Genomic DNA, 16,100 nt, shown 5'->3' on the forward strand with positions numbered 1-16,100 from the left:
AGGATATCCCGATGCTGTTCAAAGTTGAAATGACCGTCAATATCCCCTCGTCGCTGCCTAAAGCCGAAGCCGATGAGATCAAGGCAAAAGAGAAAGCCTACTCCCAGCAGCTTCAGCGCGAAGGGAAATGGCTGCATATCTGGCGCGTCGCCGGGCTGTACGCCAACGTCAGCATTTTTGACGTGGCCGATAACCAGGAACTCCACGACCTCTTAACCGCGCTGCCGCTCTATCCGTATATGGCGATCAGCGTGCAGCCGTTATGCCGACACCCGTCGGCCATTGATTAAAACAACAACCCTTACCCTACGAAGAGGAATACGCAATGTCCGTTAATCCCGCAAAACAGACCGAACTGGAATCGTTACTGGCGATCAGCAGCGGCTTAAATGCCGAACAGGGCAACGAGCGTTTTAAAGCGATTATGCATCAGGTGCTGAGCGACCTGTGTCAGACCATCAAGAAGTTTGATATCAGCGACGAAGAGTTCTGGCTGGCCGTCAACTACCTGAATGAACTGGGCGAGCGCAAAGAAGCGGCGCTGCTGGCCGCCGGACTGGGGCTGGAGCATTACCTTGATATGCGCGCCGATGAAAAAGAGGCAGCCGCCGGTCTTGATGTTGGTACGCCGCGCACCATCGAGGGGCCGCTGTATGTCGCTGGCGCGCCGCTGAGCAAACAGTTTGCGCGGATGGATGATGGTAGCGAAGCGGGAGAGCCGATGTGGCTGCACGGGCAGGTGACCGATCTTCAAGGTCAACCGGTGGCGGGCGCGATTGTCGATATCTGGCATGCCAACACTCTCGGCGGTTATTCATTCTTCGATCAATCACAGAGTGAATATCACCTGCGTCGCCGTGTGGAAACCGGGGCGGACGGACGTTATGCGGTGCGCAGTATTGTCCCTTGCGGTTACGGCTGCCCGCCGGATGGCCCGACCCAGAAGCTGTTGAATCAGCTTGGCCGTCACGGTAATCGTCCGGCGCACGTGCATTTCTTCGTCTCAGCGCCGGGTTATAAGCACCTGACGACGCAAATTAACCTCAACGGCGACGCCTACCTGTGGGATGACTTCGCCTTTGCCACCCGCGAAGAACTGATTGCCGATCCGGTCAAAATTACCGACGACAAGCTGGCGCAGGAACGCGATATTCACCAGCCGCACACGGAGGTGAGCTTCAACTTTACGCTGGTGGAATCCGCGCAGGCTGAGGAAGAAAACCGCATCAAGCGCGCGCGCGTGATGGAGTAAGTAAGCCGCCCGGCCCGCGTTGGCGAGGCCGGGCGTTGACTGCTTACTGCGCTGCCAGCGCCTGCTTTATCCAGCCGTCGAACGTCTGCTGGTGGGCGTGGATCCAGCCGTCTACATGACGCTGGATATCCGCAGCGGTCGACTCCCCTTTATGCATTAGCTGATTCTGCGCATTGACGTCCGCCAGCGGCAGCTTCGCGATAGCAAAGAGTTTCGCCGCGGCGGGGTTTTTCTCCGCCCAGGCTTTATTGGCGACGATGTACTCGTTGTTGACCGCAAAACCGTAGTTCTTGCCGTTCGGCAGTTCGGTATTCTGATCTTTCAGCGAGCCCGGGTTAGCAGAGAAGGGGACGGTTAGCCAGACCACATCTTTACCCGGCTTCAGTTCATCACTGACCCAATAGGGCGTCCAGGTATAATAGATCACCGGCTTGCCTGCTTTATAACGGGCGAGGGTGTCAGCAATAATCGCGGCATAATTCCCCTGATTCTGTGTAACCGTATTACTGAGCCCATAAGCTTTTATTTGCGTATCAATCACCGAGCCACAAACCCAGCCGGGATTACAGCCGGCTAAATCGGCTTTACCGTCGCCGTTGGCATCAAATAATTTCGCGAGTTCAGGATCTTTTAGCTGAGAAATATCTGTAATGTTATATTTCTCTGCAGTTTTTTTATCGATCATATAACCCTGGGCGGCGTTACTAATATAAGTACCCTGACGGTAGAATTTCCGATCGCCGCCGCTGGCGTCATACATATCCTGCTGCATCGGCAGCCAGTTGGCGGCCATGAAGGTCGCATCACCGGCCGCAATCGCCGTATAGGCGACGTTGTACTCCACCTCTTCAATCGGAGTGACATCATAGCCTAGCTGCTTCAGCGCGCGGTTGATTATCTCGGTCTGGAACGTTTCTTCCGGTAGGGTACTTTGCACAGGGTGAACGGTAATGCCTTTGCCGGGCAGGTCCGCGGCAAAAAGAGTGGGGGAGGTAAATAACGCAGCCAGCGTGAGGGTGCGCAGAGTTGTTGTTGTTTGCATAATAATAACCTTGTTATTTTCGCGTGTTAAGCCAGAGGTGGCATATTATTCCCGCTTGGATAAAAGGTGGAAATAAAGGATGGTAGGACGATTAATCTCTCCGGGTTGTGTTAGCAACAATAACTTACCCTAACATAATAAAGCGTATATGCAATCCTCAATATTCCTCAGCATTCTTTTTTACCCTTATATATGGCTAAGGATATTCTTAAAATGAATTGTATTGGCTAGATGTTAACGCTTATGAATACGACAAATGACGGATTCAATTCTGATGAGGACGTACGCTATAGTGATTAGCCTGATTCTCATGAAAAATGAGAGTGCCAGGAGGCAAAACGAGCTGCATCAATGAGAGTAGATGATGCGGATTCATTCTCACAGGAAGTGGGGGAAGTATGAAGAAAATAGTACCTGTAGTATGTCTGTCGCTGTTAAGCTTGGCGTTATCCGGTGTGGCGCAAGCGCAGAGCCGGTCAAACTCCGGCACCATTCATTTTATCGGGCAGGTGGTCGAAGGGGGCTGTAACGTCTCGCCATCGGGCCAGGGTTTGCAGATTGCCTGCTACCGTGACGGCGCTATTCATGAACAGCATGTCGCGATGTCGACAACGTCCAGTACGCCATTTAAGGTCATCAGCCGAATCGATCGCCGTACGCTGCCGGGGAATCCTCATCTTCAGGAAGTGACCATCAGTTATCTTTAAGTCTTTTCTCCTGGCGCTGCCTGTCTCAATGACTGGAAATGCAGGTAGCGCCTCATCTACGCAAGTAATGACTCACGAAATGAGTCAGTCATAACGGAATAAAATATAGCGTATCTTCCCAAAGTGAAATATTCATTTTTATAAATTAAATATGCACTTTTGGGAACTTTAGGAATTATTTTGTGGGTAGAAAAAATGCACTTTCTGCACAAATAATTAGCCTTCTATGCATTCATTTCAGGTACTCCCTTATGGGTATAAAAACAAAAAATTAACATTTTTTAAAGAATTAATTTCCTTTAATAACAGCGTGATATAGCAATTATTTCGTATGAAAGCTGTTGCGCGCAAAAAATAACTGTCCACTATCGGAAAAAAACGACGTTGTAAAACATTAATCGCATTGTGGATAATCGGCGGCGTCGGATCGGGATGGTCTGAAGACAAAATATTATTTTTAGCGATGGTATTGGTAAAAATAACCTCATTTTAAATAACGCAGCGAACCGTTTTAATTAATATTTAATGGGAACGTTCCCTGTTTTTGTCTTAATTATCATGGAAATATTCGTTTGGACTGTTCAAGGACAATAAGCAATGAAAAATTTTACGGTTAAAGCACTGGCGCTGGCATTAACGATGGTTGGGGGCTCCGCGATGGCGGCATCAACGGATGTCAGCGAGCTCCTGGGCCCAACCACGGTGACCGGCGGCTCGGTACACTTTACCGGGTCGGTTGTGAATGCGGCCTGTGCGGTAGCGGAAGACTCGATCAATAAAACCGTGGATATGGGGCAGGTTCGCCTTGCCGCGTTTGGCGAAACCCCGGCTGCCGGTAACGTTGCCAACCAAAAAACCCCCTTCACCATCAAGCTGACGGATTGCGATACCAATGTGTCAACACAGGCGTCTGTGACCTTTAACGGCACGGCGGCGGCAGGGTATTCCAGCGTGCTGGATAACACTGCGGGCGCGGGTGGTGCGCAGGGCGTGGGTATCCAGATTTACGACACCGATGGTACCGCGCTGGATCTCGGCAAAGCCTCCAAAGCGGCGACGCTCATCGACGGCGATAACACCATGAGCTTCTCCGCTGACTATATCGCGACGAACAGCACGCTGGCAGCAGGTAACGTGGACGCAACGGCGACCTTTAACGTTACCTACCAGTAATCGCGACAGGAATTAGATGCCATGGACGGCAGTGTCGATTGGGGAGGTTGCCATGAAAGTGATGTCGTCAGGCCTTGCGCTGGCGTTTCTCGTCTGTTTGCCGTCGCTGGCGCAGGCAGGCCATCACCACGTTGTCACCGTCCCCGGTGGCGATGTTCATTTTATCGGGGCGGTAGTGAAAGCGGCCTGTGTTGTGGATACCAACAGCGATGCACAGACCGTGGAAATGGGGCAGGTGCGGTCCAGCATTTTTAGCGGTGCGGGTAGCTGGGGTCATCCACAGCCGTTCAGCATTGTGCTTAAAGATTGCGATACCAACATCAGCAAGCAGGTTGGCGTCGCGTTCAACGGCGTGACGGATGCAAGGGATCCTGCTGTTCTGGCGGTGACCAGCGGTGCGGGCAGCGCCGGCAATGTCGGTATTGGCATTTTTGATAGCGCCGGGAATCTGATGATCCCTAACACTCAGCCCCAGCGATTTTCCACGTTGAAAGATGACACTAACGTGTTGAGTTTTATCGCCAAATATAGGGCTACGGCGGCCAATGTTACGCCCGGTGAGGCGGACGCGCAAACCTGGTTCACGCTGACCTACATGTAATTTCCCGCTGCGGCGGCCGTATTTTTATAGGTAAATCATGTTCATTATTTCTCGTACCCGTGCGCTGTTGACGGCGTTAACGCTTATCTCTCTGTCACCGCTCGCGCACGCGGCGGATTATGGCGGTATTGCTCTGGGCTCCACTCGCGTTATTTATCCGCAGGGCAGCGAGCAGATATCGTTGTCGGTCAATAATACCGACAGCAAGGGCGTGTTTTTAATTCAGTCGTGGGTTGAGAATGCCGATAGCCATAAAAGCAGTGACTTTGTCGTCACGCCGCCGTTATTTGTGATTAAACCGAAGAAAGAAAATACGCTCCGGGTGATGTTTATCGGCCAGGATAACGCGCTGCCTAAAGACAGAGAAAGCCTTTACTGGATGAACGTGAAGGCGATTCCGGCGGCGAGCAAAGATTCACAGAATAAAAATACCCTGCAAATTGCGGTTCTGAATCGCATCAAGCTGTTTATTCGTCCGGCGGGTCTGGCAATGAAGTCGGCTGACGCCCCGAACCACCTGCATTTTCATCAGGCGGGCGCGCAACTGGTCGTCAAAAACCCGACGCCTTATTACATCACGCTGGTGCAGCTGATGGACGGAGCGGTCGAGCTGCCGGCCACCATGGTGCCGCCAATGGGGCAAAGCACGGTGTCTGTCCCTCATAACGCTCACGGTCAAATTACCTTCCAGACGGTGAATGACTATGGGGCAAATACGCCAAAACAAAACGCAGTGATGGAATAATTACCGGGACAGGTCGGCAAAATAATGGCATTCCGTATTCGTATTACCCTACAAGCGTGGCTGGAATATAAACAACGCTACCTCGTTATTTTGCCGGTCGCGTTGGGCGTCATGCCGTCTATGGGCTACGCGGACAATTATTTCAACCCGGCTTTCCTTTCCGGAGACAGTTCGGCGGTGGCTGACCTGTCACGCTTTGAAAATAGCAACGGGCAGGCACCGGGTAAATATCGCGTCGATATCTCGGTGAACCAACAATTTGTCGCGAGCGAAGATGTCACTTTTCAAGCCGATAAAAAAAGCCAGGATGATACCGGGCTGACGCCCTGTTTCACCCTTACCCGGCTGGAAGCGATGGGATTGAATAAAAATGCGTTTCCGGCGTTGAAAGCGCTGCCGAAAGACAGCTGTGTACCGTTTGCCGATATTCCGGATGCCAGCACCCACTTTGATTTTGAGCACCAGAAACTTGATATCAGTATTCCGCAGGCCGGTATGAAGCAAAGCGCGCGCGGCTATATTCCGCCGGAGCAGTGGGATCAGGGGATTAACGCCCTGACGCTGAACTATGATTTCTCCGGTAGCAGCAGCGGCGGCACCAGCCATCAGGACAGCGACTATCTTAATCTGCAAAGTGGCCTGAATCTGGGCGCCTGGCGTCTGCGCGATTATTCGACGTGGAACTATAGCCATGGCGAGGGCAGCTCACAGAATTCATGGGAGCACATCAGCACCTATGTTGAACGGACGATTATCCCGCTAAAAGCCGAAATGACGCTGGGCGAGAGCTATACCCCTTCCGATGTGTTTGATTCACTGAGCTTTCGCGGCGCGCAGTTGGTCTCGGACGATAATATGCTACCCGACAGTCTGAAGGGCTTTGCACCGACGGTACGCGGCATCGCGCGCAGCAACGCCAAAGTCACTATCAAGCAGAACGGCTACGTCATTTATCAAACCTACGTCTCGCCCGGCGCCTTTGCGATTACCGATCTCTATCCCACCTCATCCAGCGGCGATCTGCTGGTGACCGTACAGGAAACCGACGGCAGCGAAAACAGCTATAGCGTGCCTTATTCGGCGGTGCCGCTGCTGCAGCGCGAGGGACGGATCAAATATGCCCTCACTGCGGGTAAATATCGCAGCAGCAACGATCAGCAGGAAGAGGTGAATTTTGCCCAGGGAACGTTAATTTGGGGGCTGCCAAAGGGCTTCACCGCCTATGGCGGCAGCCAGGCTAGCGATGATTATCGGGCATTTGCGCTAGGACTGGGGCTGAATATGGGCGATGTCGGGGCGCTATCGGTTGATGTAACCCAGGCGAACAGTACGCTGGTCGACGGCAGCCAGCATGAAGGGCAGTCCGTCCGTTTCCTGTATGCCAAGGCGCTAAACGGCCTGGGGACTAATTTCCAGCTGCTGGGCTATCGCTATTCGACGCAGGGCTTTTATACCCTCGATGAAACCACCTATCGGCATATGGAAGGCTATACCGGCGACGATAGCTGGCAGGATGACGATCATGATGGCCAGCAGGACAAGCCGGAATGGACCGATTTTTACAATCTCTACTACACCAAAAAGGGCAAGGTTCAGCTCAACATCTCGCAGACGGTGGGGGAGCACGGCTCGTTGTTTGTCACCGGCTCTGAGCAAAGCTACTGGCACACCGACGAAACCGACAGGTTAATTCAGGTGGGCTACAACGGCACCTGGAACGATATTTCCTACGGTTTAACCTGGAACTATGACCGTTCGCCAGGCGAGAGCGAAGCCGACCAGGTCTACGCTTTTACGCTTTCATTACCGCTGGGCGAATGGTTATCCGGCGGCAATGCCGATATGTATCACGCCGCCAACACGCTGAATGCTTCCTACAACATGAGCACCGATCGTCACGGCAAAACGTCACAAACCGCCGGCGTCAACGGTACGCTGCTGGCTGAAAACAACCTCAGTTATAACGTCCAGGAAAGCTACGCGAACCACGGCACCGGCGATAGCGGTAACGCCAGCCTCAACTACCAGGGCACCTACGGCAACCTGAAAGCGGGATACAACTACAGCGACGGCTATCACCAGCGCAACTACGGGATGAGCGGCGGCGTGGTGGTTCATCGTGACGGTGTCACGTTAAGTCAACCGTTGGGAGACACCAATATTCTGGTGAAAGCGCCAGGCGCGGCGGGCGTTGAACTGGAAAATACCACCGGGATTAAAACTGACTGGCGCGGCTACGCGGTGGTGCCCTACGCCACGACCTATCGGCAGAATCGCGTTGCGCTCGATACCAACTCAATGGGGAGCAACGTGGATATCGATGATGCGGTGGTCAACGTGGTGCCGACGCAGGGCGCGTTAGTGCGCGCTGATTTTAACGCTCACGTTGGGGCCCGCGCGCTGATTACGGTACTGAAAAATCAAAAACCGGTGCCGTTTGGCTCAACGGTCACGCTTGACGATAGCCAGCTCAGTAGCCTGGTGGGGGATGACGGTCAGGTCTATCTCTCCGGCTTGCCGTCGTCCGGGATGTTGACGGTGCAGTGGGGGGAAGATGCCGACAAACGTTGCTCCGCACATTACCAGCTTTCTTCAGACCAGATGTCGGAATTTAACCGTCTGACGGCAACCTGCCGCTAGTTTTTGGGAAACCACCATGAAATACGTTTTAAAAATAGCGTTCTGCATAATGTGTGTTGTCGCGATGAATACGGCGTACGCCGGCTCGTCCGACAGCTGTACCAACGCCTCTGGCTCAACGCAGAACGAGAACTTTGACGTCTCGACGTCACTGAATGCCGATACTAACGTGGCGGGTAAAACCACGCAGGTGGTGCGTTCCGGCGATATTCATATGAATGCCGTGTGCCCGAAGAAATTTGGTGAGACCAGCAACTACACCTATCGTTCTTATGTCTCGAATTATCCGGTGGTGGAGACATCAGGCAACTGGAAATACCTGTCGCTGAACGACTATCTGGAAGGGGCGCTAAGGGTAACGGATGCCGTGGCTGGGGACGTCTATGCACCGACAAACTATGCGCGGATGGGGGAGGATAACTGCGTCTCCAACGGCTGTAATTTCCCGGTCTCTGATTCCAATATCACGCTGCAGATTAAAATTGCCAAACCGTTTGTTGGCAACGTCACCATCCCGCAGACGCATCTGTTCAACGTCTATGTGAACCGGACTAACAGCTCGCCGTTTGGTACGCCGGTTTACACCATCTCATTTAGCGGTTCCATCACGGTGCCGCAAAGCTGTGAGGTGAACGGTAACCAGGTTATCACCATCAACTTTGGCAATATCGCCTCGGGCAACTTTAAAACCAAAGGGCAAAAACCGTCAGGCTTTACCCCGATTGCCAGGCAGGTGCCGGTTAAGTGTGCGGGCGGCATCTCCGAGATGGCCAGTCTGAGTTTTCGCTTTCAGGGGCAGGCGGACAGTAACGAACCTTCGGCCATCGCCACCGACAATAAAGATATCGCCGTGCAGTTCACCGATATTCTCGGCAACGTAATTACGCCCAACACCGGCACGATCCCTTTCCAACTGGATAACTATGCGGCGATGGTGCCCTTCACCGTGTTCCCCATCAGCGCCACCGGCAACAAACCGCAGCAGGGGGTGTTCCATGCGCAAGCGTATATCGTGGTCGATTTTAACTAAGGTGGCGTGAATGATGAGCAAAGGGAGTATCGGGCTGTTGGCGATGAGCATGATGATGTCTGTCGCCCACGCCTCAGATAATGGCGTCGAGATCGATATGAGCGGCACGGTGATTGCGTCGACCTGCGACGTGGAAACCGCAGATACGCTGCAGACGGTGTATATCGGCAATTTCGCCAGCACGCTGTTTTCGTCGGTCGGTGATGTTTCTCCGTCGGCTGACCTGCTGATTCGGTTGAACAACTGCAGCAGCGGCATCAGCGGCGCAACGGTGAAGTTTAGCGGTACGGCGGATAACGATAACAGCAAACTGCTGGCGCTTTCTGATACCGCGGGTGCGGGGGGGATGGCCGCAGGCGTGGGCGTGGAGATCCTTGATGCGAATAAAAATAGCGTGGCGATCAACACCGACAGCGCTAGCCAGCCTTTGCAAGAAGGCGATAACAATACGCTGACCTTCTTCTTGCGCTACAAGGCGACGAAGATCCCGGTGACCGCGGGTAACGCGTCGTCAGTGATGTACTTTGACCTGAGTTATCAGTAATGAAAAATCGTACTCTTCTTGTCGGTATGCTGTTGCTACTCAGCAGCTTTGCCGCGCAGGCCCATGACGGGCAGGTCTATGTCAGCGGTACGATTCAGGCGAATACCTGCATTGTCGCACCGCAATCGCAGGCGCAAAGCGTGCCGTTGGGAGATATTCCCGGCAAACAATTCTCAGCAAAGGGCAGCGGCTCTCAACCCGTCGCCTTTGTGATTGACTTGCAAAAGTGCGGTGCTGCTGCCAGCGGGGTGGATTTTACCTTTACGGGGACGGCAGACGGAACCGATCGGGAACTGCTGGCACTGGATGGCGCCGAGGCCGCCAGCGGCATTGGTATTGAGCTACAAAACGCGGATCACAGCCGATTACCGCTGAATACGGCATCGGCAACCTATCCGATTGATCCGACGCTTGCGGATAACACCTTTCTCTTTTACGCCCGCTATTTGTCGACGGCGGATAATGTGACCAGCGGCGCGGCAAATGCCACGGCCACTTTCACGCTGACCTGGCAATAAGGCAGGATGCTGATGATCAACTGGATAGTATTATGCATAGCGGCTTTCACCTGTTGTTACGCGCAAGCTGGCGTGGTCGTTGAGGGAACCCGCTTTATCTTCGATGCCGACAAATCGAGCATCACTTTTACGGTCAACAATACCTCGCAGCAGCGTTTTCTGCTGCTGTCCAAAGTGCTGGATGCGCAGGGCCAGGTTACCCGTGATGTGCCGTTTATGACCACGCCACCGCTGTTTCCCCTCGCGGCGGGGCACAGCAATATAATTCGAATTATACGTACTGGCGGAGACCTGCCGGACGATCGCGAAAGTCTGTTCTGGCTCAGTGTGGCCAGCATTCCGCAAACACAGGGTAAGCCTTCGCCAAATTCACTTCAGGTGGCGATTCGTAGTCGTATGAAACTCTTCTTTCGCCCGCTGGGACTGAAGGGACGCGAAGAGGACGCCTATCGTCAACTCACGTGGCAACGCGCCGGAATGCAGGTGCAGGTCAATAATCCGACACCGTATTACGTCACGCTTTTTCATCTTCAACTCAATGGTATTGCGGTGAATAACGTCGGGATGGTGGCACCCTTTAGCCGCGTAACGACATCCGGCTGCCCGGTTGACGGTCCCTGCAGGGTGCAATGGCAAACGATCAATGACTACGGACGAGTGATGCCCGCGCGGCAACAGGCGCTGAACTAATCGTCTGGGGGGCGAACTGTTGTTGCTGACTGGAATAGTAATAGGGGGCGATGTCGATATGTTCGATAATGTTATTCAGATCAATGTATTCCTGGGCTTAACGTTCGCCGGCAAAACGTTAAAAACAGAAGCTCAAAGGATATTAACCGAAGGGATTCGGTTTACTCATAATTAGAACGCGGTCGGTAATTTATCCATATAAACCAGAACGCCAGATTGCACTTCAATATAGTGACCTTTTTTTAATTCAGCGAGTACGTCCATTATTCGGCTGCGGGAGATGCGGGTTCGCCGCTGAATAAAAGAAGAGACTTTAATCTGTCGTCGAATGTCTTCCGGGTAAAGCCACAGCTCCATGAGCAGCGAGCGGATTTTACTGTAGGCATCGTTGCCGACCATTTCGCTGTCACGGGCGCTCATCACCATTACGCGCTGAGCGAGGATCCGCGCGATATCATGCCAGAGATTAAACTCATCACACTTCTCGACGAAGGTATCCAGCGGGATAATCCAGCCGGTACATTCGGTCTCGGCGCGAATATAGTGTTGCGGCCTGGCCGGCACATCGTAGTACAGACTGTAGCCGTCGATAAGCCCCACCACCGTTGGCGCGAACACCGTTGCCATATGCAAATCAACCTGAGCATGGCTAACGGAAAAGCAGCCGGTGGTGACCAACACAATAAAAGCAGTTTCTCTATCATTACTGAGCAACATTTTGGCAGAGGGATTTAAAGTAAATGCGCTACCAAACGGCGCCAGAATAGAATGCAGCGCCATAATTGCCTTTAGTGGTTTCGTTTTTTGACTAAACTCAAATGCATGCAATGAACGAGATGAATCATCTGATTGCGACATGACTTATTTCTCAGTGAATAATATGCGTAAAGTATAGCATGCGTCAGAAGAATGAGTGATTGATATTTTACGATAATTCTCGTTTTCCGTGAGTCCAGGACTAATCTTTTTGTGGTCGGTGAGAATATATATTTAAAATAAAAATGGCGCAGTCCAATTATGGACTTTAATTACATTGAAATGACATTTCATAATCGTTAGTGTTTTAATTATAAAGTGTATTTCCAGGGGAGGGAAGAATATGAAGGTAGTCAGTTACAGTGATGACGCTTTTCTGAATTTTGGTATTCAGCAACTTCTTAACACGCCTCAAAAAGAGACGCGTGTCTGTCGAATAGGACACGTCGCTCTGGATTTCATCGTTATTCTCAACGACCTGGATATCACCTTGTCAGTTCAGCGGTTAGCCCGGGATGCACATCTTTTTTCCTGTAAAAACATCATGGTACTGACAGAGGTTGTCTCGCCTCTGATTATCGGTTACCTGCTGCGTAGCGCGAGTGGGCTGGTGGTATATAACATTAAGAATAACCATAGCGAAATGCTGATTGATATATATTCGCCGGGAGTGAATAGCGAAGCAGAGAAGTCGCTTTATTTTTCGCTTTCCGATAATGAACTGTTTATTCTACTGGCGTTGAGCATGGGAATAAAGCCTGAACTATTGACGCGCATTACCGGTCGTTCAGAGAAAAGAATTAGCGCCATCAAACGAAATGTTATGAACAAGTTGGAAATAAGAAACGGTAAGGTTTTTTATTCGGTTATTAAGGCATTATTCATTCATGATGCAAATAATTCAAGCGACTCACGCGCGGCCATATTAACGGTAAAACACGAACAGCTATCCTCACGTGTATTATGATGGCCGGGCGTAGCAACTATACCTCTGGAGCAACCTCACTATTTTCGCGTAGTGCCCCCGGCGAATGCCCGACAACGCGTTTAAACGCCCGACTGAACGCGGCGACTGAGCCATAGCCGAGTTTGAGCGCCACGGTCTCAATCGCCTGTTGCTCCTGGCCGATATACTGTACCGCCAGCCGCATGCGCAGTTCACCCAGGTATTTCGCCGGCGTGGTGCCGGTCGCTGAGAGGAATCGTTCAGCGAACACCGAGCGCGAAGTACCGGCTTCTTTGGCTAAGTCCGCCACACTCCAGTTGATGCCGGGCTGCTGATGCATCGCGTAGATGGCGCGGCTGAGGCGTGGATCGCGCAGCACCTGAATCCAACCGGTGGCTTTGCCGCAGCCTGCTTCCACCCAGCCACGGACAATCAGTGCTGCTACGACATCCGCGAGACGGGCAAGGATCCCGGCAAATCCGACCTGGCGGCCCTGTGCTTCACGCTCCATGGCGGAAAGCAAGGGGTGGATTTCCGGCCAGGTCGACATCAGTCGGCTCACCATCATCACTTCTGGCATCGCTTTCACCAGCGGCTGCATGCCGCCAAGATCGAAATCCATACATCCGCTGAATATAACCACATTGCCACCGTCGGGGCAGGGCTGGCAGTGAATATCGCACACTGAACTGCAAATCGGCTCGCTGGGAAAGTCGGCGAGCGGCGTCACGATAGCGTGATCATCCGACAGCAGGGCGTGGGCATCGCCGTTGGGAATAAACAGCGCATCGCCGCTCTGTAGCTCGAAGCGCGCGCCGCTCTCGGTTCTTAAGAGCGCAGGGCCCTGGCTGACAAAGTGAAACTGCGCTTTGCCTGATGCCCGACCGAAAGCCACGCCAAAGGGCGAGCTGGCTTCAATACGGCGATATTTAACGCCGGACAGGCGCATTCCGCGCAGCAGCTCGCTGATTAAATCGGGGGCATGATGGCTCATGGGCGCAACTCCGGACGAATTATCAATAATTGGAGATTATATGTCATAGATCGTCCTGGCGGAACTTTCTATGCTTTGCGACATATATCACATTTTCATAACGGGAGAGTAACAGATGAATTCATGCGTCGCTGAAAGCGGGTCTTTAGCCCCGGCCAAACCCGCCTGGCGTGCCGTATGGTCGCTTGGGCTGGGGGTTTTTGGTTTGATTACCGCCGAGTTTTTACCGGCCAGCTTGCTTACACCAATGGCGGCAAGCCTCGGCGTGAGCGAGGGCGTTGCCGGGCAAACGGTGACGGCGACCGCGCTGGTGGCGTTGGTGACCGGGCTGCTGATTACGTCGGCCACCAAAAGCATCGACCGTCGTTGGGTGCTGATGTTCTTTACCCTGCTGCAAATTGTCTCCAGCCTGCTGGTGGCGTTTGCGCCGTCGCTGCACGTGTTGTTATTAGGGCGACTGCTGCTGGGCGTGGCGATTGGTGGCTTCTGGGCGATGTCGACGGCGACCACGATGCGGCTGGTGCCGGCGAGCGATGTGCCAAAAGCGTTGTCGATTATCTTTGCCGGTGTGTCGATAGCCACCGTCGTCGCCGCACCGCTCGGCAGCTTTCTCGGAAGCCTGATTGGCTGGCGTAATGTTTTTATTCTTTGCGTGGTGCCCGGCGCGTTGGCGCTGCTGTGGCAGCTATGGGTGTTGCCGTCCATGCGCCCAGACAGCGGCGCGAGCCTTGGCACATTGTTTAAAGTGCTGCGTCGCCCTGGCATGGTGGGCGGGCTGCTGGCGACCATTTTCATTTTCAGCGGCCATTTTGCCTTCTTCACCTACCTGCGCCCGTTCCTTGAAACGGTTGGTCAGGCAAGCGTGCAAACCATTTCGCTGATTTTGCTGGGTTTTGGCGTGGCGAATTTTGTCGGCACGTCAATCGCCGGACATCTGCTGGCGCGGAACCTGCGCCTGACGCTGGCGTTGGTGCCGTTGGCAATGGGGATTCTGGCGTTGATGATGGTGGCCTTCGGTCATCTGGCGCTGCTGGACGGCCTGCTGGTGAGCCTGTGGGGATTTGCCTTCGGCCTGGTGCCGGTAGGTTGGTCAACCTGGCTTGCCACCACGGTACCGGATGAAGCAGAAAGCGCCGGTGGCCTGCTGGTGGCCTCCATTCAACTGGCCATTAGTGCGGGCGCGGCAGGCGGCGGGCTGGTTTTCGATCTTAACGGCGCCAGCGGCGTCTTTACCGCCAGCGGTGTGCTGCTGGTGGTGGCGATGATGGTGGTGCTGGCTGGCGTGCGGGTGAAAGCGCCTGCTGCGGAGTAAAGCGACCGTAACATGGCGTTCTGTTGTCAGCAGAACGCCATGTCACATCGGGTGAGAAGGAAGCTGAGCCCGGTAAAGGCCACCATTCCGGCAATCACCGTGGCAAACAGGCTGCGGCTGAGTATGCCGACAAGCGTCGCCGCTGCCGCGGCGAGCAGCGAAATGCTCACCCCGCCGGGCGTGAGCGCCGGTTTGCCGATAAGCTCTGCGGCGATAATCGCCGACATAATGGCGGCCGGGATAAAGCTGAGCCACTGCTGTAGCGCGGGCGGCATGCGAAAGCGAGATAGCAAAAGAACCGGCACGGTCCGCATCAGCGCGGTCACCACCGCCGAAGCAATAATGGCGAGCAGAATATTGCGTTCCATTTTATTGTTCTCCCTTCGCGAACAAACGCAGTCCCAGCGTGGCAAGCGTTGCGGAAACGGACGCGGCGACAATCACCACCACGCTGGTGTCGGTATGGCCGGCCATGAACAGCGTAATCAACACCGAGACGGCGATAGCAACGGTTTCCAGCAGCCGACGACGGCTGGCGAACCACAACATCAGCACCAGGCCGATAAACATAGAGACAAGGCTAAAGCTCAATCCTTCCATCAGCGCGGGCGGCAGCGCGGAGGCCAGACCGGCGCCGACGATACAGGCGAGGATCCAGTTCAGCCAGGCGGCGACGTTAATCCCCAGCATCCAGGCAAACGGGACTTTGCTGTGCGCGCCGCCGTACTGCACCGCCACGCCAAAGGTTTCGTCGGTCAGCAGTAGGCCGCTGAGGATTTTTTGGACGGTGGTGTGCTCGCGAAAGAAGACGCTCATCGCCGAACTCATCAGCAGATAGCGCAGGTTGACCAGCAGAACGCTGATCACCACCGATGCCACCTCCGCGCCCGCGGCCCACAGCGAGTAGAATAAAAATTGTGCCGACCCGGCGTACAGCAGGCTGGCCAGTAGCGCCGTTTGCAGGGTCGTGAAACCCGAAAGTGTGCCGATAGCTCCGGCGGCAAAACCAATGCTCCAGTAGCCGGGGATCGTCGGAAAGCAGGCAATTACCCCGGCGCGAAACTGTGCTCTGACCTCGTGAGGCGCTGAGGCCGTTGTTTTCATCAACATCCATTCTTCCCGTGATATAAAGCGTGATAATCATAAGCGT

Annotated in this window: 18 protein-coding genes; 13 read left to right on the top strand and 5 right to left on the bottom strand. The window is 53.7% G+C overall.

Annotation, left to right across the window (positions count from 1 at the left end):
* The first annotated feature begins 11 nt into the window (after nucleotides 1–11).
* Both catC and catA read left to right on the top strand, forming a co-directional pair.
* Nucleotides 12–290, top strand: coding sequence for a muconolactone Delta-isomerase (gene catC, locus GY169_RS09945; protein WP_167575624.1), 279 nt, complete (start codon nucleotides 12–14; stop codon nucleotides 288–290).
* Nucleotides 291–325: 35 nt separating this feature from the next.
* Nucleotides 326–1,252, top strand: coding sequence for a catechol 1,2-dioxygenase (gene catA / locus GY169_RS09950; protein WP_167575625.1), 927 nt, complete (start codon nucleotides 326–328; stop codon nucleotides 1,250–1,252).
* 43 nt (nucleotides 1,253–1,295) lie between these two features.
* Here catA and proX read toward each other — a convergent pair whose 3' ends face one another.
* Nucleotides 1,296–2,294: a glycine betaine/L-proline ABC transporter substrate-binding protein ProX gene (proX, locus tag GY169_RS09955; RefSeq protein WP_167575626.1), complete on the bottom strand. Its 999-nt coding sequence runs from the start codon at nucleotides 2,292–2,294 to the stop codon at nucleotides 1,296–1,298.
* Between the two features lie 398 nt (nucleotides 2,295–2,692).
* On the opposite strand from proX, the gene GY169_RS09960 reads away from it, so the two are divergent.
* From GY169_RS09960 to GY169_RS10000, 9 genes are all read left to right on the top strand, one after another.
* Nucleotides 2,693–3,001 (top strand): hypothetical protein, encoded by a 309-nt coding sequence (locus GY169_RS09960; protein ID WP_167575627.1) that lies wholly within the window; start codon nucleotides 2,693–2,695, stop codon nucleotides 2,999–3,001.
* A 597-nt stretch (nucleotides 3,002–3,598) separates the two neighbouring features.
* Nucleotides 3,599–4,174: a fimbrial protein gene (locus tag GY169_RS09965; RefSeq protein WP_167575628.1), complete on the top strand. Its 576-nt coding sequence runs from the start codon at nucleotides 3,599–3,601 to the stop codon at nucleotides 4,172–4,174.
* A gap of 16 nt (nucleotides 4,175–4,190) precedes the next feature.
* Nucleotides 4,191–4,775 (top strand): fimbrial protein, encoded by a 585-nt coding sequence (locus GY169_RS09970; RefSeq protein ID WP_223882159.1) that lies wholly within the window; start codon nucleotides 4,191–4,193, stop codon nucleotides 4,773–4,775.
* A gap of 37 nt (nucleotides 4,776–4,812) precedes the next feature.
* The gene (locus GY169_RS09975) at nucleotides 4,813–5,520 is read left to right on the top strand and encodes a fimbria/pilus periplasmic chaperone (RefSeq protein ID WP_167575629.1); all 708 of its coding nucleotides are present in this window, start codon (nucleotides 4,813–4,815) and stop codon (nucleotides 5,518–5,520) included.
* A 24-nt stretch (nucleotides 5,521–5,544) separates the two neighbouring features.
* A complete protein-coding gene (locus tag GY169_RS09980; protein ID WP_167575630.1) occupies nucleotides 5,545–8,160 on the top strand; it encodes a fimbrial biogenesis usher protein in 2,616 nt (871 codons plus the stop codon).
* Between the two features lie 64 nt (nucleotides 8,161–8,224).
* Nucleotides 8,225–9,190, top strand: a complete 966-nt coding sequence (locus tag GY169_RS09985; RefSeq protein WP_167575631.1) for a fimbrial protein — start codon at nucleotides 8,225–8,227, stop codon at nucleotides 9,188–9,190.
* A 10-nt stretch (nucleotides 9,191–9,200) separates the two neighbouring features.
* Nucleotides 9,201–9,734 carry a fimbrial protein gene (locus tag GY169_RS09990; RefSeq protein WP_167575632.1) on the top strand — a complete coding sequence of 178 codons (534 nt, stop codon included), beginning with the start codon at nucleotides 9,201–9,203 and terminating at the stop codon, nucleotides 9,732–9,734.
* Nucleotides 9,734–10,252, top strand: coding sequence for a fimbrial protein (locus GY169_RS09995; RefSeq protein WP_223802780.1), 519 nt, complete (start codon nucleotides 9,734–9,736; stop codon nucleotides 10,250–10,252). Before GY169_RS09990 ends, GY169_RS09995 begins: the two co-directional genes overlap by 1 nt.
* Before the next feature lie 12 nt (nucleotides 10,253–10,264).
* Complete coding sequence (locus GY169_RS10000) at nucleotides 10,265–10,942, top strand: molecular chaperone (protein ID WP_223882160.1); 678 nt, start codon at nucleotides 10,265–10,267, stop codon at nucleotides 10,940–10,942.
* Nucleotides 10,943–11,113: 171 nt separating this feature from the next.
* Here GY169_RS10000 and GY169_RS10005 read toward each other — a convergent pair whose 3' ends face one another.
* Nucleotides 11,114–11,800, bottom strand: coding sequence for a helix-turn-helix domain-containing protein (locus GY169_RS10005; protein ID WP_167575634.1), 687 nt, complete (start codon nucleotides 11,798–11,800; stop codon nucleotides 11,114–11,116).
* Between the two features lie 241 nt (nucleotides 11,801–12,041).
* Here GY169_RS10005 and GY169_RS10010 point away from each other — a divergent pair, with 241 nt between their 5' ends.
* Nucleotides 12,042–12,665, top strand: a complete 624-nt coding sequence (locus GY169_RS10010; protein ID WP_167575635.1) for a hypothetical protein — start codon at nucleotides 12,042–12,044, stop codon at nucleotides 12,663–12,665.
* Nucleotides 12,666–12,681: 16 nt separating this feature from the next.
* Here GY169_RS10010 and GY169_RS10015 read toward each other — a convergent pair whose 3' ends face one another.
* On the bottom strand, nucleotides 12,682–13,638 hold the full coding sequence (locus tag GY169_RS10015; protein ID WP_167575636.1) for an AraC family transcriptional regulator: 957 nt from the start codon (nucleotides 13,636–13,638) through the stop codon (nucleotides 12,682–12,684).
* A 115-nt stretch (nucleotides 13,639–13,753) separates the two neighbouring features.
* Here GY169_RS10015 and GY169_RS10020 point away from each other — a divergent pair, with 115 nt between their 5' ends.
* The gene (locus GY169_RS10020) at nucleotides 13,754–14,950 is read left to right on the top strand and encodes an MFS transporter (RefSeq protein ID WP_167575637.1); all 1,197 of its coding nucleotides are present in this window, start codon (nucleotides 13,754–13,756) and stop codon (nucleotides 14,948–14,950) included.
* 26 nt (nucleotides 14,951–14,976) lie between these two features.
* On the opposite strand, the gene GY169_RS10025 is transcribed toward GY169_RS10020, so the two are convergent.
* Nucleotides 14,977–15,318, bottom strand: coding sequence for an AzlD domain-containing protein (locus tag GY169_RS10025; RefSeq protein ID WP_167575638.1), 342 nt, complete (start codon nucleotides 15,316–15,318; stop codon nucleotides 14,977–14,979).
* Nucleotide 15,319: 1 nt separating this feature from the next.
* Nucleotides 15,320–16,060: an AzlC family ABC transporter permease gene (locus tag GY169_RS10030; RefSeq protein WP_167575639.1), complete on the bottom strand. Its 741-nt coding sequence runs from the start codon at nucleotides 16,058–16,060 to the stop codon at nucleotides 15,320–15,322.
* Nucleotides 16,061–16,100 lie beyond the last annotated feature (40 nt).

It is taken from the genome of Kluyvera genomosp. 3, from assembly GCF_011765685.1.
Classification (GTDB): Bacteria; Pseudomonadota; Gammaproteobacteria; order Enterobacterales; family Enterobacteriaceae; genus Kluyvera; species Kluyvera georgiana_A.